The sequence below is a fragment of the Sorangium sp. So ce117 genome (assembly GCF_051524395.1).
GTDB lineage: Bacteria > Myxococcota_A > Polyangia > Polyangiales > Polyangiaceae > Sorangium > Sorangium cellulosum_B.
The window spans coordinates 12,610,746-12,629,126 of the sequence record NZ_CP150309.1 but is presented as its reverse complement, the minus strand read 5'-3'; the positions used below and the strand labels follow the sequence as shown (position 1 = coordinate 12,629,126).

18 protein-coding genes are annotated in these 18,381 nt (G+C 71.1%); 8 read left to right on the top strand and 10 right to left on the bottom strand.

What is annotated here, in order from left to right; genetic code table 11:
* Window positions 1-10: 10 nt before the first annotated feature.
* Window positions 11-568, bottom strand: coding sequence for a glycine cleavage system protein R (locus WMF46_RS47435; protein WP_231864591.1), 558 nt, complete (start codon window positions 566-568; stop codon window positions 11-13).
* 211 nt (window positions 569-779) lie between these two features.
* Here WMF46_RS47435 and hisC point away from each other — a divergent pair, with 211 nt between their 5' ends.
* The 4 genes from hisC to WMF46_RS47415 all read left to right on the top strand — a co-directional run bounded on the left by hisC (window position 780) and on the right by WMF46_RS47415 (window position 5,577).
* Window positions 780-1,877, top strand: coding sequence for a histidinol-phosphate transaminase (gene hisC / locus WMF46_RS47430; protein ID WP_437983286.1), 1,098 nt, complete (start codon window positions 780-782; stop codon window positions 1,875-1,877).
* 221 nt (window positions 1,878-2,098) lie between these two features.
* Window positions 2,099-3,709 (top strand): DUF4832 domain-containing protein, encoded by a 1,611-nt coding sequence (locus tag WMF46_RS47425; RefSeq protein WP_437983285.1) that lies wholly within the window; start codon window positions 2,099-2,101, stop codon window positions 3,707-3,709.
* Window positions 3,710-3,821: 112 nt separating this feature from the next.
* Window positions 3,822-4,355, top strand: a complete 534-nt coding sequence (locus WMF46_RS47420; RefSeq protein WP_437983284.1) for a hypothetical protein — start codon at window positions 3,822-3,824, stop codon at window positions 4,353-4,355.
* Between the two features lie 409 nt (window positions 4,356-4,764).
* Window positions 4,765-5,577: an alpha/beta hydrolase gene (locus WMF46_RS47415; RefSeq protein WP_437983283.1), complete on the top strand. Its 813-nt coding sequence runs from the start codon at window positions 4,765-4,767 to the stop codon at window positions 5,575-5,577.
* Window positions 5,578-5,668: 91 nt separating this feature from the next.
* On the opposite strand, the gene WMF46_RS47410 is transcribed toward WMF46_RS47415, so the two are convergent.
* Window positions 5,669-6,580 carry a LysR family transcriptional regulator gene (locus WMF46_RS47410; RefSeq protein WP_437983282.1) on the bottom strand — a complete coding sequence of 304 codons (912 nt, stop codon included), beginning with the start codon at window positions 6,578-6,580 and terminating at the stop codon, window positions 5,669-5,671.
* Window positions 6,581-6,766: 186 nt separating this feature from the next.
* On the opposite strand from WMF46_RS47410, the gene WMF46_RS47405 reads away from it, so the two are divergent.
* A complete protein-coding gene (locus WMF46_RS47405) occupies window positions 6,767-7,720 on the top strand; it encodes a zinc-binding dehydrogenase (protein ID WP_437983281.1) in 954 nt (317 codons plus the stop codon).
* Here WMF46_RS47405 and WMF46_RS47400 read toward each other — a convergent pair.
* From WMF46_RS47400 to WMF46_RS47390, 3 genes are all read right to left on the bottom strand, one after another.
* On the bottom strand, window positions 7,717-8,508 hold the full coding sequence (locus tag WMF46_RS47400; RefSeq protein ID WP_437988013.1) for a helix-turn-helix domain-containing protein: 792 nt from the start codon (window positions 8,506-8,508) through the stop codon (window positions 7,717-7,719). The two genes, WMF46_RS47405 and WMF46_RS47400, sit on opposite strands and share 4 nt — an antisense overlap.
* A gap of 63 nt (window positions 8,509-8,571) precedes the next feature.
* Window positions 8,572-9,588 carry an aldo/keto reductase gene (locus WMF46_RS47395; RefSeq protein WP_437983280.1) on the bottom strand — a complete coding sequence of 339 codons (1,017 nt, stop codon included), beginning with the start codon at window positions 9,586-9,588 and terminating at the stop codon, window positions 8,572-8,574.
* A 124-nt stretch (window positions 9,589-9,712) separates the two neighbouring features.
* On the bottom strand, window positions 9,713-10,363 hold the full coding sequence (locus tag WMF46_RS47390) for a glutathione S-transferase family protein (protein ID WP_437988012.1): 651 nt from the start codon (window positions 10,361-10,363) through the stop codon (window positions 9,713-9,715).
* A 119-nt stretch (window positions 10,364-10,482) separates the two neighbouring features.
* On the opposite strand from WMF46_RS47390, the gene WMF46_RS47385 reads away from it, so the two are divergent.
* Entirely contained in the window at window positions 10,483-11,346 is an 864-nt protein-coding gene (locus WMF46_RS47385) for an AraC family transcriptional regulator (protein ID WP_437983279.1), read from the top strand.
* A gap of 170 nt (window positions 11,347-11,516) precedes the next feature.
* Here WMF46_RS47385 and eutB read toward each other — a convergent pair whose 3' ends face one another.
* The 3 genes from eutB to WMF46_RS47370 form a co-directional block, all read right to left on the bottom strand.
* Window positions 11,517-13,718, bottom strand: coding sequence for an ethanolamine ammonia-lyase subunit EutB (gene eutB, locus WMF46_RS47380; RefSeq protein ID WP_437983278.1), 2,202 nt, complete (start codon window positions 13,716-13,718; stop codon window positions 11,517-11,519).
* Between the two features lie 39 nt (window positions 13,719-13,757).
* Window positions 13,758-15,170 carry an ethanolamine ammonia-lyase reactivating factor EutA gene (locus tag WMF46_RS47375; RefSeq protein ID WP_437983277.1) on the bottom strand — a complete coding sequence of 471 codons (1,413 nt, stop codon included), beginning with the start codon at window positions 15,168-15,170 and terminating at the stop codon, window positions 13,758-13,760.
* Window positions 15,171-15,249: 79 nt separating this feature from the next.
* Window positions 15,250-15,927, bottom strand: a complete 678-nt coding sequence (locus WMF46_RS47370) for a DUF4336 domain-containing protein (RefSeq protein WP_437983276.1) — start codon at window positions 15,925-15,927, stop codon at window positions 15,250-15,252.
* Window positions 15,928-15,977: 50 nt separating this feature from the next.
* Here WMF46_RS47370 and WMF46_RS47365 point away from each other — a divergent pair, with 50 nt between their 5' ends.
* Window positions 15,978-16,493, top strand: coding sequence for a MarR family winged helix-turn-helix transcriptional regulator (locus WMF46_RS47365; RefSeq protein WP_437983275.1), 516 nt, complete (start codon window positions 15,978-15,980; stop codon window positions 16,491-16,493).
* On the opposite strand, the gene WMF46_RS47360 is transcribed toward WMF46_RS47365, so the two are convergent.
* Window positions 16,420-17,082 carry an exonuclease domain-containing protein gene (locus WMF46_RS47360; RefSeq protein WP_437983274.1) on the bottom strand — a complete coding sequence of 221 codons (663 nt, stop codon included), beginning with the start codon at window positions 17,080-17,082 and terminating at the stop codon, window positions 16,420-16,422. The two genes, WMF46_RS47365 and WMF46_RS47360, sit on opposite strands and share 74 nt — an antisense overlap.
* Before the next feature lie 119 nt (window positions 17,083-17,201).
* Here WMF46_RS47360 and WMF46_RS47355 point away from each other — a divergent pair, with 119 nt between their 5' ends.
* A complete protein-coding gene (locus WMF46_RS47355) occupies window positions 17,202-17,582 on the top strand; it encodes a hypothetical protein (RefSeq protein ID WP_437983273.1) in 381 nt (126 codons plus the stop codon).
* An 18-nt stretch (window positions 17,583-17,600) separates the two neighbouring features.
* Here the strand turns inward: WMF46_RS47355 and tam are convergent, their stop codons facing one another.
* Window positions 17,601-18,371 (bottom strand): trans-aconitate 2-methyltransferase, encoded by a 771-nt coding sequence (gene tam, locus WMF46_RS47350; RefSeq protein ID WP_437983272.1) that lies wholly within the window; start codon window positions 18,369-18,371, stop codon window positions 17,601-17,603.
* Window positions 18,372-18,381 lie beyond the last annotated feature (10 nt).

Below are 18,381 nucleotides of genomic sequence, written 5' to 3'. Positions count from 1 at the left end.
CGCGGCGCGGTCAGCCCTTGATGAGCGAGCGGACGTCGATGTCGAGGTTCTCGGTCTCCGCGACCGCATCCATCGCCTTGCGGAGCTGGGTGACGGTCACCCCGGCGGGGACGTCGACGCGGGCCTCCATCCGGAAGAGCTGCGAGCCGGTGACGGGCGCCTCGTAGGCCGAGGTCTCGAGCGAGACGATGTTGACGCCGACGCCGTGGAGCGCGCGCGACACCGCGCGCACGATGCCCTCGTGATCGAGCGCGTCGACGGAGATGACGCAGGGGATGGTCGCCGCGCGCCGGTGCGACTCGGGGCTCTTGGTCCTGCGGCTCTGCACCGTGAGCCCCGTCGCCCGGGTGAGCGACTCCGTCTCGCGCTCGACCGCCTCGATCGCGCCGGGGGGCCCCGACGCGAGCAGGAGGATGCCGAACTCGCCGCCGAGCACCGCCATCCGGCTGTCCTCCACGTTGGCGCCGCGCTCCGTCAGGTAGTGGGTCACCTCCGCGACGATGCCCGTCCGATCAGGGCCGAGGCAGGAGAGGACCAGGAAGACTTCAGGCTCGGACGTCGTCGTCATGCGGCGCATCTTAGTCCGATCCGCGCAGCCAGCGCACCTCGCCGCCCGCGCGGCGAGGTGCGCGTCCCGGACGACGAGCGCCCGGGCAACGCCGTCCGTGTCCTCCGGCCGAGCTCCCCCGAGAGCGGCGGGATCGAGCGCCGCGCGCGCGTCATGCCGGCGACGAGGCGCTTGTCTCCGGCGGGCCAGTGGGCGAGAGACGGCCATCCCCATGCTGTACGAACGCGACAACATCCATCGACTCACGCCCTACACGCCCGGTGAGCAGCCGCAGCGGGCCGACGTGGTCAAGCTCAACACGAACGAGAACCCGTACCCGCCGCCGGCCGCCGTGCTCGAGGCGATCCGGGACGTCTCGGCCGATCAGCTCCGCCGGTACCCGCCGCCCCGGGCGCAGCAGTTCCGCGAGACCGCGGCGCGGCTCCATGGCCTGTCGCCCGAGCAGGTGATCGCCACGAACGGCGGCGACGAGCTGCTTCGCATGGCCATGACGGTGTTCTGCGAGCCCGGCGGCCGCGGCATCGGCGAGACGTACCCGACCTACTCGCTCTACGACGTGCTCGCGGAGATCCACGGCACGACGATCACCCAGGTCCCCCTCGCGGAGGACTGGTCGGTCCCGGAGGATTTCGCGCAGCGCCTGAACGAGCACGGCTGCCGGCTCGCGCTCCTCGTCAACCCGCACGCGCCGTCGGGGCGGCAGGAGCCGCTCGACAAGCTCGAGCGCGTCGCGCGGGCGTTCCGCGGCGTGCTCCTCATCGACGAGGCGTACGTCGACTTCGCGGAGTTCGACGCGACGCCGCTGCTCGACGCGGCGCGGGGGCTCGACAACGTGCTTCTGCTGCGGACCCTGAGCAAGGGGTACTCGCTCGCGGGGCTCAGGTTCGGGTACGGGCTCGGGCACCCGCGGCTCATCGAGACGCTCGACAAGGCCCGCGACAGCTACAACACCGATATCCTCTCGCAGGCCGCGGCCACCGCGGCGCTGTCCGCGCGGGACGAGGCGAGGAAGAGCTGGGAGAAGGTGATCGCCGAGCGCGCCCGGCTCACGGGGGCGCTCCGGCAAAAGGGGTTCACGGTGGCGCCGAGCCAGAGCAACTTCGTCCTGGCGAGTCCGCCCGGAGGAGGGCTGTCGGCGCAGGCGATGTACCGGGCGCTCTACGACCGCGCGATCTTCGTGCGCTACTGGGACGCGCCGCGCATCCAGGACAGGCTGCGGATCACGGTGGGCACGCCGGAGCAGAACGACGCGCTGCTTGGCGCGATCGACGAGCTCTCGCGCGCCGCCGGGGCCGCGAGCGCGTCATGAGCTGAGCCGCCGTGGCGGATGGGGCTATGCGCCCTCGCGCGCCGTCCGCTTCGTGCGCACGTGTACGATCCTTGCGCAGCCCCTGACCTCAGCGCTGCCCGCGCCGGCGGGCCGCGCCGGTGGCATCGGCCCTGCAATCCCCTCGACCATTCACTGGACAACGCGCCCCACAGGTCGGGCCCTAAAGCCTCGTCGATTCACGGCGGGCGAGGAGATTGCTTATGCGTCACAAGCGTCACCAGCATCACCAGAGCAGCCGGTCATCGTCCCATGTCCTGTCGCGCCTGCTTCGCGGCGGCGCCCCCTGTCTTTCCCTGGCGCTCGCGACGGCGTGCGGTGCTGGCTCCGGCGGCAGCCCGGTCGACTCGCTGACGTCCAGCGCGACCGCGGAGGGCTCCGGCAACGGCGGCAGCGGTGCCAACGGCGGCAGCGGTGGCAACGGCGGCAGCGGCACCGGCGGCAGCGGTGCCAACGGCGGCAGCTCCGGCAGCGGCACCGGCGGCAGCTCCGGCAGCGCGGTCGCCCCGCCCGGCAGCTGCGGCGCGAGCGGCGCCGTCGTGAGGCGCACCTACGCGCCCGGGCTGTTCACGGCGGGCGCGGATCCCTCCGGTGATGCCGAGTGCCAGGGCGTGCTCAACCCCGAGCGCGGCGTCTTCCATTTCAGGGATCTTCGGAGCCTGGGATCCGTGGCTGGCCTTCGGGACGAGGGATACACGCTGATCTACGGTCAGGCGCTCATCGACGATTACCGCGCGCAGGACATCGACCAGCCCCTCATCGACCAGCTCAACGAGAGCTTCGCCGCCGTGCGCTCGGCGGGGCTCAAGGTGCTCCCCCGCTTCTACTACGCGACGGACATCGGCGAGGACGACGCGCCGCTCGGCCGCGTGCTGTCCCACATCGACCAGCTCAAGCCCGTCCTGGAGGCGAACGCCGACGTCATCGCCGTGCTGCACCCCGGCTTCGTCGGCGCCTGGGGCGAGTGGCACTCCTCGACGAACGATCTCACCCGTCCAGACAGCCGCGAGCAGATCTTCGACGCGCTGCTTCGGGCGCTGCCCGCGAGCCGGATGACCCTCGCGCGCCGCCCCTCGCACAAGCTCGAGGCGTATGGCGGCCCGCTGACCGAGGAGACGGCGTTCTCCGGAGCGCCGCTCTCGCGGATCGGCCACCTGAACGACTGCTTCCTCGCGAGCGAAGACGACGTTGGCACCTACCAGCTCCCCGGCGAGAAGGCCTATGCCGCCGCGGACTCGGCGTTCACGCCGGTCGGAGGCGAGACCTGCGGCCGCAACCCGCCGCGCAGCGAGTGCGCCTCGGCGCTCGCCGAGCTGTCCGCGCACCACTTCAGCTTCATCAACACCGACTATCATCCTGACGTGCTCGATGACTGGCGATCCGGGGGCTGCTTCGAGACGATCGCCTGCCGCCTCGGATACCGCTTCGTCGTGATGGAGCACGAGTCACCCGAGCAGATCGCGCGCGGGCAGCCGCTGTCCCTCCGGCTGCGCGTGTTCAACGACGGGTACGCCCGGGCCTATAACCCGCGACCGGTCTATCTCGTGCTCCAGCAGGGCGAGGCGCGGCGGGTGGTCCAGGTCGACGCCGATCCGCGCCGCTGGGCTCCGGGCGAGGAGAGCGAGATGTGCCTCGAGGCGCAGATTCCGGCCGATCTGCCGCCGGGCGAGTACCAGCTCGGTCTGTGGCTGCCCGACGCATCCGAGCGCCTGCGCGATGACCCGCGCTACGCGATCCGGCTCTCGAGCGGCGCCGCGTGGGACGGCGCCAGCGGCGTCAATCGGCTCGACGCTGCGGTCCGGGTGGTCGAGTGACCGGCCAGGCGGCCCCTCCGCGCGCGAGCGGCCGCCCCCGCGGCCCAGGTTGATCCGGCGGCCATCAAGCGCTGAGCTTCGTCGTGCTAGATCCCCGAGAGAGGTCCCGACGATGCGACACCCGTTCGAGTTCATTCCAGCAGATCGACGTACACCGTTCTTCTGGTCGCTGCTGGGCCTCGCGGTCGCGAGCGGTGCGGCGCTGACGGTCGCCGACAAGCGCCTACGGACGAAGGCCGCTCCGTGGGGGATCATCTCGTTCGAGCTGGCGGGGACCAGGGCGCGTGTCCGCGACATCCTCGAGTCCTGGGATGAGGATGCGCGTACCAGCGCTGCGTTCAGCCTGGGACTCGATTACCTCTTCTTGACGGCCTACGCCAACGGCCTGGCGCTGGCCTGTGTGATGGGAGCAGATGCCCTGAAAGAGCGCGGCCTGCCAGGAGCTGGCCTCGGCGCGCCGCTCGCGTGGGGGCAATGGCTCGCCGGCCTGCTGGACGCGACGGAGAACGCCGCCCTGCTCGAGATCTTGCGCGGATCCGACGAAGCGCTCTGGCCTCCGCTCGCGCGCCGCTGCGCGCAGGCGAAGTTCGGCCTGGCGGGCGCCGGGATCATCTATGCCCTTCTCGCCTACCGTGCGCACCGCTGAAGCTCCTGCGCAGCGTGAGCCCCTGGGCTGGCACGTCGGCCCGCATCGCACTCCACCGGGATTGCCATGGGGTCCGCCGGCTGCTAGCTTCGGGTGCACCTCGCCAGCCCAGACACGGCTGGCGTTTCTGTTTCTACAGCGGTGATCGACCGCGCCTGATACAGCGCCTGCATAAGAAAACCGCCAAGACGCCGGAGACACCAAGAGAAACCTAAATTTCTCTCCTTGGCGTCCTTGGCGCATTGCCGGTCGTACCCTTTTCGTCGTTGTTGGGGGGCTCCACATCGCTCGGCAGCGTGCGCCTCGTCGGCCGCCCACGCGGGCCGTGCGCGCTTGCGTCCGAGGATCCCGGCGCGGTGCGCTGTCATCGAGCGGCGCTGGTCGGCACCACAGCAAAGGAGAAGCACCGATGAGCCAAGAATCCGAGCGAGACAAGATGATGAAGAGGACGGCGGTCCTCGAGATCCCCGGCATGGATGCCGTCATCCTCCGCAGAGATATCGAGTACCAGGCGACCGATGCAGGCGCCCTGACCTTCGACCTCTACGCTCCACCAACCGCGGTGGCCGTGGCGCGGGCGCCTGCCGTCGTCTTCGTGTCCGGCTATCCGGATCCGGGGTTCGAGTCGGTGTTCGGCTGCAAACGCAAGGAGATAGGGCAGTCCACGTCGTGGGGACGGCTGGTGGCCGCGTCCGGGCTCGTGGGTATCAATTACACGAACCGGGAGCCGTCCGATCTGCACGCGCTGCTCGAGCACCTCCGGCAGAACGCCGCCTCGCTCGGGATCGACGAGGGCCGGATCGGCCTGTGGGCATGCTCCGGCAACGTCCCCATGGCCCTGTCGGCGCTGATGCGGGAACCGAGCGGCTCGCTCCGGTGCGCCGCCCTCTGCTACGGCTTCATGCTCGACCTCGGAGCGTCCACCCGCGTCGCGGAGGCGGCGGCGCAGTTCCGGTTCGTCAACCCGTGCGCCGGGAAGTCGATCGACGACCTCCCTCCGGACCTGCCCCTGTTCATCGCCAGGGCAGGACAGGACAGGATGCCTCACCTGAACGAGACGATCGATGACTTCATTGCCGGAGCGCTGGCCCGCAACCTGCCAGTGACGCTCGTGAACCACGCCGCGGCGCCGCACGCGTTCGATCTGCTCGACGACAGCGGGGCTTCGCGAGAGACGATCAGGAGCCTCCTGGGGTTCCTGCGGTTCCATCTCCTGGGATAGCGCGATCCGGCCTGCGCGCTCGGCTCACCGGGCGCCGCCGGCGGGCGACGCCGCGAGCCCTCGCTCGGCGTCACGCTCTGACGGGCGACGGCTAGGCCGCGCCGCGCACCGCGTCGCGGAACCACCGCTGCGCCGGATCGCGGTGGTGACGCTCGTGCCAGTACATGCGCACCTCGAAGCCGGGGAGCTTCACCGGCGGATCGACCACGCGCAAGGGGAGGATCTCCGCGAAGGCCTCGGCCACGCGCGCGCCGACGGTGACGACCAGGTCGGAGCCGGCGACCACGTGCGGCGCGAGGAGGAAGTGCGGCACCGCCAGCGCCACGCGACGGCGCTTTCCGAGCTGCGCCAGCGTCTCGTCGACGACGCCGCCGGGCGTGCCGCGCGGAGCGATGAAGACGTGGCGCATCGACGTCCAGGAGGCGAGATCGATGCCCTTCTTCACCAGCGGGTGCCCCTTGCGCACGAGGCAGACGAAGCGTTCCCGGTAGAGCGGGCGCGAGCGGACGCCAGCCGGGAGCCCGTCGCTGCGCGCCGGGGCCACCACCACGTCGGCGTCGCCGCGGGCGAGCTGCTCCTCGAAGGAGGCGTCGAGCGCGCGGAGCCAGAGATCGACGTTCGGCGCCTCGCGCCCGAGGCGATCGAGGAGCTTCGGCGCGAGCACGAAGGAGCCGTAGTCGGCGGTGGCGACGCTGAAGCTGCGGGCGGCGCTCTCGGCCACGAACGGCTCCTCGGCGCGGAAGCAGCGATCGAGAGCGCGCATCGCGTCGCGCACCGGCTCCGCCAGCTCCTGGGCGCGCGCGGTCGGGGCGAGGCCGCGCGAGGTGCGGACGAAGAGCGGATCACCGAAGAGGCGCCGGAGCCGGCCGAGCGCATGGCTCGTCGCCGACTGGGTGAGGCCGAGCCGCTTGCCCGCGCGCGTGAGGTGCCGCTCGTCGAGGAGCGCGCCGAGCACCCGCACGAGGTTGAGATCGACCGAGGCCAAGTCATGAATGGCAGGCATGATGGGTATGTCTATCATGCAGTGGATCGATGCGCCGAGCGGGCGCATCTTCTCCGTGTCGACGGCGCGTTCGCCGTGAAGAACAAGGAGCACGCACATGCACTGCGTCATCGCGGGGGTTCGGGGGAGACGGGCTCGGTCGTCGCCGACACGGCGCCACCTCGACAATCGCCTGGAGGTTTCAGCATGAAGGCGGCAGTCGTACATGCGCTCGGTGTCCCGCCGTCCTATGACGATTTCCGTGATCCGGAGCCCGGCGACGGTGAGACCGTGGTGACCGTACACGCCGCTCCGCTCAGCCCCATCGTCAAAGGCCTGGCCTCTGGCAGGCACTATGCGAGCGGAAAGAGCGGCGGCTTCGTCCCAGGCGTCGATGGCGTCGGCGCAGACGCTGCGGGGAGGCGTGTCTACTTCCTGTTCCCGAAGGCGCCCTTCGGCTCGATGGCCGAGAGGTCGCTCGCCATGGACAGCATGATTGTGCCGGTTCCCGACGCGCTGTCCGATGAGCAGGCCGCAGCGATCGCGACCGCGGGGCTCGCCTCCTGGATTGCGCTGTCACGCCGGGCGCTCCTCCGGAAGGGCGACACGGTGCTCGTGAACGGCGCGACGGGCGCGGCGGGGGGCATGGCGATTCAAACCGCCCGTCACTTCGGAGCGAGCAGAGTGATCGCTGTCGGTCGTGACAGGGTGAAGCTCGACCGGCTCGACGCCGACGTGAAAATCGCCTTGGACGAGGACGCGGATCGATCACTGCGGGATCAATTCGATCAAGGCGTCGACGTCGTGCTCGACTTCGTGTGGGGTGAGCCGGCCGTCCGCGTTCTCCGGGCAGCGACGAAGGACCGTGGGTCCAGGGCTGGCGAGCCACGCTTGCGCTTTGTTCAGCTGGGTACCGTGGCTGGCGACGAGATCCCGATCCGAGGTGACATCCTGCGCAGCACGGGGCTCGAGCTCATCGGCAGCGGTATCGGAAGCGTTTCCGTGAAGGAGCTGCTGGCCGGGGCCGGCGAGCTGCTGTCAGCGGCCCCGGCGGCCGGCTTTCGTGCACCGTTCAAGAGTCTGCCGCTCAGCGCTGTGACCGATGCCTGGAACGAGGAGCCAAATGTGCGGTGCCTTCTCCTGCCGAACGCGAAAGCCTAAGGTCGATCATCAGCCTGCATGCAAGGAGAACTGGTCGTCCGGCCGCCCGCGCGTTTGAAGAACGCGCCCGGTGTGAGCCCGACGAGCTGACGGAAGTCGGCGATGAGGTGGGCCTGGTCATAATAGCCCGCGTCCGCAGCGATGCGCGCCCAGTCGCACGAGGTCGCTGCCATTCGCACCGCGCGTTGCAGGCGGACGGTCCGCGCGAACTCCTTCGGGCCGATGCCAACGTTCTCGATGAAAGCGCGGCGAAGGTGCCGCGCTGTGACGCCGAGCCGATCGGCAACGCTCTCCACCCGGACCTCGCCCCCTTCGAGCAAGCGAACCGCACGACGGGCGAGCTGCCCCGGTGCCGTCTCGAAGGGTTGGCCGGCGCGAAGGGCGAGCGCCCGGGTGACGCGGTCGACCACGTCCGCGCGGCTCCTCGCAGCGAGTAGCTCACCGCAGAGCTCGCGCGCCGCGCGGCCCCACACGTCCTCCAGCGGAACGATCCGGTCCGTGAGCTCGCTCGCTGCCACGCCGAGCAGCGGAGCCGACCAACCAGGCTTGAACCGAAGAATGACCGTCCGCGCGAGGCCGGTCTTGCTCTTGAATACCGCGCGCGTCCGGGGGCCCGCGACCCACACGTCCCCCTCGCGCCCACCCTCGAGCGCTCGAAAAAAGAGGCCCGTTCTGCCGTCGGGAAGCCACTCGAGGTCGAACACCCGACCGGGGGGTGCCGCGACATCACGGACGTCCTCGACGAAGCGCGGGAGCGCGAGGGTGGGGAGATCCATCGCCGCGGCCATGTTGGTCACTCTTACGCCTCTCGTGCGGCCGTTCAAGCCGACGCGGGTGGCCGCGTCGATCGGCTACCGCTCGCTGTCGAGCGCCTTCATGTGCTGGGCGGGGTAGCGCGTGCCGCCGATCGCGTCCGCTGGCACGATGCTCTCGAGCGCCGCGACGTCGCTCGCCGACAGCGGCTTGTCGAGGGCCACGAGGGCGTCGTCGAGCTGGGCTCGCGTGCGGGCCCCGACGATCGGCACCAGCGTGGGCTGCTTCGCCAGCACCCACGCGAGCGCGACCTGAGCCGGCGTCATCCCGCGCTCGCCGGCGAAGGCGTGGAGCCTCTCGACGACGCTCGCGTTCTTTGCCGCCTGTTCGCCCGCGAAGCGCGGCATGTACTGCCGGAAGTCCCCCTTTCCCGAGGGCTTGCTGCCGGTGAGCAGCCCCCGCGCAAAGACCCCGTAGAGCGTCGCGCTCATCCCGAGCTCTTCGAGCGCGGGGAAGATGGACGCCTCGGGGCCGCGCGTCGCGATCGCATACTCGATCTGCAGGTCCACGATCGGGTGCACCTTGCTCGCGCGCCGGATCGTCTCGACCCCCACCTCGGACAGCCCGACATGCCGGACGAAGCCGGCCTTGATGAGGTCGGCGATCGCCCCGACGGTGTCCTCGATGGGCACCTGCGGGTCGAGGCGCGCGGGGCGGTACACATCGATGACCTCCACGCCCAGCCGATGCAGGCTGTACGCCGCGAAGTTCTTCACGGCCGCCGGGCGGGTGTCGATGCCCAGCGCGGCGCCGTCCGGGCCGCGCATCGCGCCGAACTTCACGGACAGCTGGACCTTGTCGCGCACCCCCTCGATCGCGCGCCGGATGAGGAGCTCGTTGTGCCCGTTGCCGTAGAAGTCTCCGGTGTCGATCAGGGTGATCCCTCGCTCGATGGCGTGGCGGATCGTCGCCACGCCCTCGGCGTCCTCGGCCGGGCCGTAGGCGCCGGACATCGCCATGCAGCCGAGGCCGACGGGAAAGACGCTGGGCCCGGTCTTGCCCAGCGGAGTCGATCGGAGCGGGGAGCGGCCCATCGTGGCATCGAGGTGGGTCATGGGGTGTTCATGCCACACGCCCGCGGCCTCCGATTGGAAGAAACGGACATTCGTGGACCCCGGCTTCTCGTTCCAAATGGGCACCAAACCCGTGGATCAAGCCCGCGGCTGACGGCCCCCTCGTTCATGGAGTGGCCCCGAGCAACGGCGTCATGTCCGGATCCGCCTTCTGCATCGCGCGCCGATACGCGGGGCGCGCGCCGATACGCTGCAGATAAGCCAGGATGTTCGGCCACGGCGAGAGATCGTACGGCTTGAACAGCCGCATGGTGGTCAGCGAGAACACCGTCATGATGTCCGCCGCCGTCAGCTCCGGACCGGCGAGATAAGGCGCCTCACCCAGACGCTTCTCCACCGTGGAGAAGATCAGGTCGAACCGCTCCTTCGCCACCTGCAGCGCCGCATTCTTCTCGGACGCATCGACGCGCTCCAGAGACCACACCCGCAGGACGGCCGGCTGCAAGGTCCCGTTGGCGAAGTGGAGCCAGTAGAGATAGTCAGCGAATCCAGGCTGGCCGCGCTGCACGGCGAGCCGCCCCTCGCCATGGGTCGCGATCAGATACTCAGCTATCGCCCCGGATTCGCCGAGCACCAGCTGCCCGTCGGTGAGGATCGGCGCCGTCCCCATCGGGTGCAGCGCCTTGTATTCCGGCGGCGCCATCCTGTTGTCCTTCCGGCGCTCGTACCGTTTCAGCTCATAGTCGAGCCCAAGCTCCTCGCAGAGCCAGACAATCCGCTCCGACTGGGAACGCCCGAGGTGATGCACGGTCAGCATGTTGTTCGCCATGAGCCCAATGTACGACCGCACGTCGCGGGGTGCTTGCCGGTAGCTCTCTGCTTCTTGCTCGATCCTCTCACGAGGACAAAGAGGCGTGATGGTGCTACGCTCTCCGCATGAACCTCGCGGCGCTCGCCGAGCTCGCTGCAAGCCAGCTCCCTCGCCCGAAGGACCGCGCTAGCCAGTACGTGCGACCGCTGAAGAACCTCGGCGTCCTCCGGCACCACCGGCCGACATCGTTCGAAGCGGCGGTCTACGAGCCGGTCATGGGCCTTGTTCTCCAGGGGCGAAAAGAAACGGTGCTGGGAGCCGATTCGTTTCCGATGAGCGTTGGCGAGTGTCTGCTCATCAGCCACGACCTTCCGGTGATCGCACGCGTCACGAAGGCCCCGTACCTCGTGCTGCTGTTCGATGTCGAGCTGGAGACGCTGCGCGACCTGGTCGAGGCAATGGCCGACTCGCTTCCCTCCGCCGCGCCGTCTCGCTCGCTCGCGGTCCACACCTGCGATGCCAGGCTCGTCGACGCGCTCCATCGCTATCTCGCGCTCGCGGGTACGCGGACGGACGCGGCGGTGCTTGGTCCGCTCGTCTCGCGCGAGATCCACTACCGGCTCGCGACAGCGCCGTTTGGCAGCATGTTGCGCGACCTGATCCGCCGTGACAGCCACGCCAGCGCGATCGCGCGCGCGATCGCACAGCTGCGGCGTGACTTTCGATCGCCGGTCGAGATCCCGAAGCTCGCGCGCAGCGTCGGGATGAGCGCGTCTTCGTTTCACAAGCACTTCAAGGCGATCACGGCGTCGTCGCCGCTTCAGTACCGGAAGGGCCTGCAGCTCCTCGAGGCCCGCCGCCTGTTGCGCGCCGGCACGATCTCGGTGTCCGCGGCGGCGTTCGACGTCGGCTACGAGAGCGCGGCACAGTTCAGCCGCGATTACACGCGCAAGTTCGGCGTATCGCCGAAGCACGATATCCCGGCATGATTTCTGACCCGCGGCGCTAGAACACCGATCGGCTTGGAAGCCGGGAGATCAACGCAAAGGCGCGAAGGCGCGAAGGCGCAAAAAAGAGATCTTCTCGTTGCGCCTTTGCGCCTTTGCGCCTTTGCGTTGAATTCTCGCGCCTTCTTCGCCTTTTCAATCCGTTTGTCGCTCTAGCCGGTGAGCAACGCCTCCAGCCGGTTACCTGCCGCGCGGTGGCCGAGCACCGCCAGGGCCTTCTCGACGATCACGCCCCCCGCCTCCGCGGCGGGCAGCCCGCCAGCGTGGATGTTGGAGATCACCGTGGTTTCGAAGCCGATCGCAGGATTGCCGCTGAAGGAGGCGGCCGCCTCCTGGTCCGGGCCGGGCGTGAGGCGGTAGGCGAGGTAGGCCGAGAGGCTGCTCGACGCCAGCTCGCCGCTCCCCGGGCGCTCGCCGAGCAGCACGATGACCAGCCGCGCCGCGAGCCGCTCGGCGACGGCCTCCGCGAGCTTCACCCGGCCGTAACGCGCGAGCAGCGGCTGGCCCACGGTCACGCCGCGCGCCCCCAGGCCGTCCAGCAGGACGGGGAGCAGGTCAGGGATGTTGCGGTGGACGGCCTCGGCGCTCAGGCCGTCCGACACCACGATCTGCACCTCGGCCTCCTCCGGCGCGAGCCGGGCGGCGCTCTCCGGGGCGAGGCGCGCCCCCGCGTCGGCCGAGCCGAGGTGCTCTCCCTTGCTGGCCGCCGTCGTGGAGACGAGGCGGAACGCGGCGACGCGGGCCAGCTCGTCCTCGCGCAGCTCGGTGGCGAGCGCCGCCCGCGCAATGGCCTCGTCGCGGCGACCGCGGCGGCTCACCGCGTTGGCCGGGCGCGGGCCGGCGGTCGCGAAGCCGTAGGCGGCGGGCGTGGCCGCGAGCAGCTCGGCGAGCTCGGCCTCGTCCGGGCAGAACTGCCGCACGTCGCCGAAGCGCGGCCCGCGGGTGATCGCGCCCGCCTCGCCCTGTCCCTCCCCCGCGCGCGCCAGGATGCCCCGCGCGAGGGCCCACTCCAGGAACTCGCCGCCGGGCGCGCGGCCATGGAGCTCCCGCAAGGTCTGCACGTCGTGCCCGCTCGTGTCGAAATAGGCGAGCATGCGATCGGTGTTGAGACAGACATCCATGTAATAGTTGGCGCCCGCCGCGGTGAGGAGCTGCGTCGCCATCTGCTGGCCCTCCAGCGTGACGTGGGCGTGGAGGGTGTAACAAGGGGCCATGCCCATGGGCACGCCGAGGAGCTTGCCCATGAAATGGTCCTGGAGGTTCGCGAGGATCATCTCGCGGTCATCGAGGTGCGTCTCCGGACCGATGAAGCCGGTGACGTTGTTGAGCATGAACGGGTCCCAGCGGCGGGCGAGGCCGTAACAGAGCGCCTCGGCCGTGGCCATGTCGATGCCTTCGTGCTTGCCGTACGTGAGCTCGCTGCCCTGGCCGGTCTCGAAATACATGAACTGCTCGGCCTGGCCCGCGAGCGGGCCGCGCGCGGCCATGCGGCGATAGCCCTCGTCGAGGAGATCCACGGTGACGTCGAACTCGGTGACACAGCAGGACTCGGTGCCGGCCAGGCTCTGAAAGAGGATCTCCACGGGCGCGCCCTGGTCGAGCGCGGCGAGCTGCACCTTGAGGTGCGACAGGCAGCAGATCTGCGTGGGGACGCCGGTCGCGCGGCGGATGCGGTCGAGGTGGCGGAGGATCGCGGCGGTGGTCTCCACCGTGCCGGACGCGGGGTTGACGCCGAGCAGCGCGTCGCCGGCGCCGAGGGAAAGGCCCCAGTAGAGCAGCAGGGTGACGCCCCGGAGATCGTCGGTGGGGTGGTTCGGCTGGAGGCGCGAGGCGAGCGTGCCGGGGGCGCCGAGGAGCGTGCGGGCGCGGGTCGGGCGGCTGATCTTGCGGGCGAGGTACACGAGCTCGTGCACGTCGCAGAGCTTGGCGAGCGCCGCGGCCATGACCCCGGTCAGCGCGCGGCCGAGGCGCGCCACCTCCGGGCCGGGGGCGCGGAGCAGGTGGTCCTTGAGCTCGCCGAGGCGCAGCGAGGCGATCCGGGCGAAGGCGTCTCGGTCGATGTCGTAATTGACGCGCATCACCGCGTCGATCTCGCCCCGCGCGTCGGTGAGCGGGTGATCGTGGAGGTGCTCCAGGGTCAGCTCGCCGAGCAGCTCCCGCGCGGCTTCCCGCGCCGCGTCGTCGCTCGCCGCGAGGCCTGCCTGGCGATCGCCGGCCTTGCTGCAGTCGGCGGCGCCGAGGAGCCGCTTCAAGCCGCGGAACGAGCCGCCGTGGCCAGGCAGGCGGGCCGCGTAGACGACGTCGGTCCGGGGGCGGGGGACCTCGATCCGATCGAGCGGGGTCGGTTCCTTCACGGCGCGCTCCTCCCTTCACGGAAGGTTCGCCGAGCGACGTCATGGCGTCATCCCGTAGAACGAGACGGGCAGGACCTGATCGCACAGGCGGCCGACCTGGACGAACTGGGCGCCGTGCGCCTGCACCTCGTCGATGACGATGAGGTCGAGCGGCAGCGCGCCCCAGCCGGTCACGTAGCCACCGAACGCCTTGCCCGCGTTCTGCGCGGTGAGCAGCACGAGGGGGTGCTCCGGGATCGCCCCGCCCTGGCGCAGCGCGTCGGCGAGGCGCGCGCCGAGGCGCTTGAGGGTCGTCGCCGAGACGTCGTCGAAGGCGATCTCCAGGCAGCCGCCGCGGGTGCTCCAGCGGAAGAGGTCCATGGCGTGATCGAGCTGGGCGTCGGAAGAGGCCGGCGAGATGCGCGCCAGGATGGGCACGTCGCGCAGGGGCAAGCGCTCGGGGCGCGGGAGGAACAGCGTCGCGCCGGAGAGCTGGGTGGCGTGGCGCAGCAGGCCGTACGCCGTAGCCCGGCCCATGCTGGCCGGCGTCGCCACCCGCGCGCTCAGCCGAGGTGACGCGAGGATCGCTCGGGCGAGGTCCACGCCGAGATCGCCGTGGTGGGCGGGCTCGGGCAGGGGGCGCCCGGCCAGGCCGGCGTAGATCAGCTCGCCGACGCCCCCGGAGAAGGTGAGGGTGGGCGCGGCGATCCCCTCCGGCAGCGCGAAGGGCACCTGCACGTGGCGCGCGGCCGCGGGCGCGGCGAAGGCGCCGGCGCGCCCCGTGATCGCCGCCTCGAGCAGATCCACGTAGAAGGCGACGACGGCGTCGGCCTCGGCCTGCGAGAGCACCTCGCCCGGGCCGCGGCGGACCCCGAGGTGGTCGAAGGCGGCGCGGGCCTCGGGCGAGAGCGCGCGGAGGCAGCGCGAGCGCGGGTCGAGCGCGACGTGGCGCGCGCCGACGAGGAGGCAGCCGGTGCGCTGGACCTCGCCGGCCAGGCCGAGCGCGAGGCTCGTGGTGCCGCCGCCGATGTCCAGGTTGACGAGAGGCTCGCCGGGGCGCGCGCGCGACAGGGGAGCGGCGCTGCCCATGAAGGCCATCCAGGACTCGAGGCAAGGGTCCTCGGCGACGGCGAGCAGCGCCTCGTCGACGCGCGCGCGGATCAGCGCCGCGAGCGCGTCGGCGTTGCTCCGGCGCGCGGCGAGGCCGGTGATGATCGCCCCGCCGCCGAAGAGGGCCCCGGGCGCCACGCCCGCCTCGGCGAGCCAGCGATCGAGGAGCGCCGCCGCGGCGTCGAGATCGAGGGCGTCGCCGGCGAGGGGGGTGAGCGCCATCTCCGATCGGTAACGCTCCTCCAGCGCGCCGAGCTCCACCCGGCCGCTGCCCGCGGCGCGCGTGAGCGTCGCCGAGGCGGCCACGGCGCAGCTCGTTGTGGAGCCGAAGTCCAGGCCGAGCAGCGTTACCTGAGCGCCCATCACCGGGCCGTCCTGATCTTCATGGCCAGGCCACAGTTATACCGCACCGGCGCCCGCGCGCCGCTCCACGTCAGGGACGTCAGAGCACCCGCTCGAACGCGCCCTGCAGCGCGGCTCGACCGCCGCGCTCGACGACGTCGCCGTGCACCACCACGATGCGCTCCGGCCCCCACGCGAGCATCCGCTCCACGGAAGCGCGCACCGCCGCGCGATCGCGCATCATCGAGCGCGCGATGCGCGACGGGCCGAACCTCCCGTAGGCGCCGTTCAGGCGCATGAAGAGGCGCGTCGGGAGGTGCTCGCTCTGCGCGATGTGAAAGCAGAGATCCCAGACGAAGAGGGTCCTGCTCTGCCGGTGGAAGAAGACCGTCTCCTCGAGCTTCGGCATCCCGCCGATCGCCACCTGGTCGATCTCCGCGGACCAGAGCGGGTCCGGCGCGCCGTCGAGCACACCGGTAAACGTCACGTCAGGGCGCTTCTCGCGGAGCCCCCGCGCGCCGACCAGCCGCGCCCCCGGGAACAGCCGCGCCGCCGGCGAGAGGCCGAGGTGGTGCAGCAGGTTCGGCGCCACGATCGCCCGTACCTTGCCGAGCGCGCGGATCTCGTCCGCCTCCCGCTCCACGCCCGGGAGCGGCGAGAACAGCAGCAGCCCGCCGTCCTCGAGGCGCACGACCGGAGATCGCACCGGAAACCGGAGAAACCCCACCTTCAACGTGTCTTCCGCAACCCAGAGGGATTGATCGAGCCGTCGCAGCATGCTCCAATTGGTAAATCAGCTTGACCATTTGGTCAAGCAAATTGACTATCATGAACAAGCACGACCTCGATCCATGCGACGTCGCCGAGCTCGAGCGGCGCAAGCGCGCGAGCCTCGGGCAGCTCCTGCTCCGCTCGGCGCGGCTGCTCGACGAGCGGGCGGTGGCGCGCGTCGCCCGGCGCGGCGCGACCGGGGTGCGCCGGGCGCACACGGCGCTCATGCCGTACATCGATCTCGAGGGCACGCGGCAGATCGACCTGGCGGAGCGCGCCGGCGTGACGAAGCAGGCGGTGGGTCAGCTCGTGGAGGAGCTCGAGGCGGCGGGCGTGGTGGAGCGGACGCCCGATCCGGAGGACCGGCGGGCGAAGCGGGTGCGGTTCACGCCGCACGGGCTGAAGATGCTCCTCCACGGGCTCGGGGTGCTGCAGGAGCTGGAGGATGAGCTCACGCGAGCCCTGGGGGAGAAGCAGATGGCCTCGCTGAAGAAGGGGCTCACCGCGCTCCTCGCGGCGCTGGAGGCGCCGGAGGCCCCGGAGGCGCCGGAGACGCCGCCCGAGGGCCGGTGAGCGGCGGCGCGGCGGGGCTCCCGGGAGCGCCGGCGGGGTGGGGCTCGAGGCCCAGCGCGTGCGGCAGGAGCCGCGCGATGTTGCGGGCGTCGTCGATGGCGCGGTGCTGCGTCCCCTGAAACGAGAAGCCGACGCGGCGCAGGGCCTGCCCCACGCCGAGCTCGCGCTCGGCGCCGAGGCGGCGGGCAAAGGCCCGCTTGAGGTTGAGGTGATCGCCGCCGAAGGGCAGCGCCACCCCGTGGCGGCGGGCGTCGCGCTCGAGCTGCCGCTTGTCGTAGCCGCCCCAGGAGCAGAAGAGCGCCTGTTTCGCGCGCACCAGCTCCCTCAGCCGCGCCGCCGCCGCGGGGAAGCGCGGGGCGGCGTCGACGTCGGCCTGGCGGATGCTCGTCAGCCGCATGCAGAACGCCGAGAGGCGCGGGTGTCGGATCGGGCGCACGAAGCACTGCAGCTCGGCGGCGGGTCGCAGGGTGGCGGCATCGACGAGCACGGCGCCGACCTCGATGATCTCCATCTCGTCGCGGGGGAAGGCGGGGTCGTCGCTGCAGGTCGCCTCGAGATCGATGACCAGGTAGTGAGTGAGGGAAGACATCGGCGTTCTCCTTGAATTCGTTGCGGGTAGTCTGCGGTCGCGATGACCGGAGGACCCGGACACGATTCCGGACACGCCGAGGGCTTCCCGTGGCGGCGCCGCCGCGATAGGACAGCGCCGTGACACGCACCATCGCACGGTGGATACCCCTCCTCGCAGCGCTCTCCGCCGGGTGCGCCCCGGCGCCGCCCCCCGCGGCCCCGACGGCCGAAGAGGTCACCGCGAAGAAGGCCGCCAGCATGGCGCTCACCGCGCTGTTGAACCGCAAGTTCGACGTCCAGGGCTGCGACGCCTCCGAGGCGCGCGTGGTCCAGGAGGCCGAAGCGCGCGCGGGCACGCCCCAGGGCGAGCGCTGCGCCATCCTCGTCGCCCGGAGGAGCGACCGGACATGGCTCGTCGCCGTCCGCTCCTCGCTCTCGTCCACCTCCGTCGGGGCGCAGGCGCTCGTGACCGTGCTCCCCGAGGCCGAAGGCGTCGGCGCCATCGAGTACACGCGCTGAGCCGCGCGGCGGCCGCGCTCACCGCGCCGTGGCGACGAGGAACAACCGCCGGAACGGAAACGGCGTCTTCCCGTCCGCCGCCTTCGGATACGCCGCCGCCACCCGGCCGCCGTACTCCTCGAGGAACTCGGCCCGCTCGTGCTCATCGAGCGCCGCGAGCAGCGGCCGCAGCGCGGTCCCCTTGGTCCACTCGACGACCGGATTCGCGCCCTCGAGGACGTGCAGATACTCCGTCTCCCAGATGTCGAGCCGCGCCGCGTGCGGCGCCAGCATCCCGTAATAGGCCGACGGCGCCGCGACCGGGCTCTCCCTTACCACCGCCGCCAGCTTGTCGCGGAAGCGAGGCAACCGGCTCGCCTCCACCATCGCCGCGTGCGACGGCGCGCCGTGGTTCCTCGGCATCTGCACCGCCAGCACGCCGCCGGCCGTGAGCCGCCCGAGCAGCGCCGGGAACAGCGCCTGGTGGTCGTCGAGCCAGTGCAGCGCGGCGTTGCTGAAGATCAGCGCGGGCGGCGCGGACGGCGCGAAGCGCGCGATATCGCCCTCGACGAACCGCGCCCCGGGCAGCGCGGCGCGCGCCTGCGCCAGCATCTCCGGAGAGCTGTCGACCCCGAGGAGCCCCCGGCCCGGGAAGCGCTGCGCCACGAGGCGGGTGATGTTGCCGGCCCCGCAACCGAGATCGACGATGTCGCCCGGCGCGGTGAGGTCGACCCGGCCGAGCAGGTCAATCGCAGGACGCGCCCTCTGGTCCTCGAACTTCAGGTACTGCGCAGGATCCCAGTCCGCCATCACGCCCTCC

Coding starts and splice junctions, on each gene's coding strand:
- WMF46_RS47370 (WP_437983276.1), bottom strand. CDS start 15,927: ATGCTGCGACGGCTCGATCAATCCCTCTGGGTTGCGGAAGACACGTTG.
- WMF46_RS47390 (WP_437988012.1), bottom strand. CDS start 10,363: ATGCTGACCGTGCATCACCTCGGGCGTTCCCAGTCGGAGCGGATTGTC.
- WMF46_RS47375 (WP_437983277.1), bottom strand. CDS start 15,170: ATGGGCGCTCAGGTAACGCTGCTCGGCCTGGACTTCGGCTCCACAACG.
- WMF46_RS47415 (WP_437983283.1), top strand. CDS start 4,765: ATGAGCCAAGAATCCGAGCGAGACAAGATGATGAAGAGGACGGCGGTC.
- WMF46_RS47420 (WP_437983284.1), top strand. CDS start 3,822: ATGCGACACCCGTTCGAGTTCATTCCAGCAGATCGACGTACACCGTTC.
- WMF46_RS47435 (WP_231864591.1), bottom strand. CDS start 568: ATGACGACGACGTCCGAGCCTGAAGTCTTCCTGGTCCTCTCCTGCCTC.
- WMF46_RS47425 (WP_437983285.1), top strand. CDS start 2,099: ATGCGTCACAAGCGTCACCAGCATCACCAGAGCAGCCGGTCATCGTCC.
- hisC (WP_437983286.1), top strand. CDS start 780: ATGCTGTACGAACGCGACAACATCCATCGACTCACGCCCTACACGCCC.
- WMF46_RS47400 (WP_437988013.1), bottom strand. CDS start 8,508: ATGGCCGCGGCGATGGATCTCCCCACCCTCGCGCTCCCGCGCTTCGTC.
- WMF46_RS47405 (WP_437983281.1), top strand. CDS start 6,767: ATGAAGGCGGCAGTCGTACATGCGCTCGGTGTCCCGCCGTCCTATGAC.
- WMF46_RS47365 (WP_437983275.1), top strand. CDS start 15,978: ATGAACAAGCACGACCTCGATCCATGCGACGTCGCCGAGCTCGAGCGG.
- tam (WP_437983272.1), bottom strand. CDS start 18,371: ATGGCGGACTGGGATCCTGCGCAGTACCTGAAGTTCGAGGACCAGAGG.
- WMF46_RS47385 (WP_437983279.1), top strand. CDS start 10,483: ATGAACCTCGCGGCGCTCGCCGAGCTCGCTGCAAGCCAGCTCCCTCGC.
- WMF46_RS47360 (WP_437983274.1), bottom strand. CDS start 17,082: ATGTCTTCCCTCACTCACTACCTGGTCATCGATCTCGAGGCGACCTGC.
- WMF46_RS47395 (WP_437983280.1), bottom strand. CDS start 9,588: ATGACCCACCTCGATGCCACGATGGGCCGCTCCCCGCTCCGATCGACT.
- WMF46_RS47410 (WP_437983282.1), bottom strand. CDS start 6,580: ATGCCTGCCATTCATGACTTGGCCTCGGTCGATCTCAACCTCGTGCGG.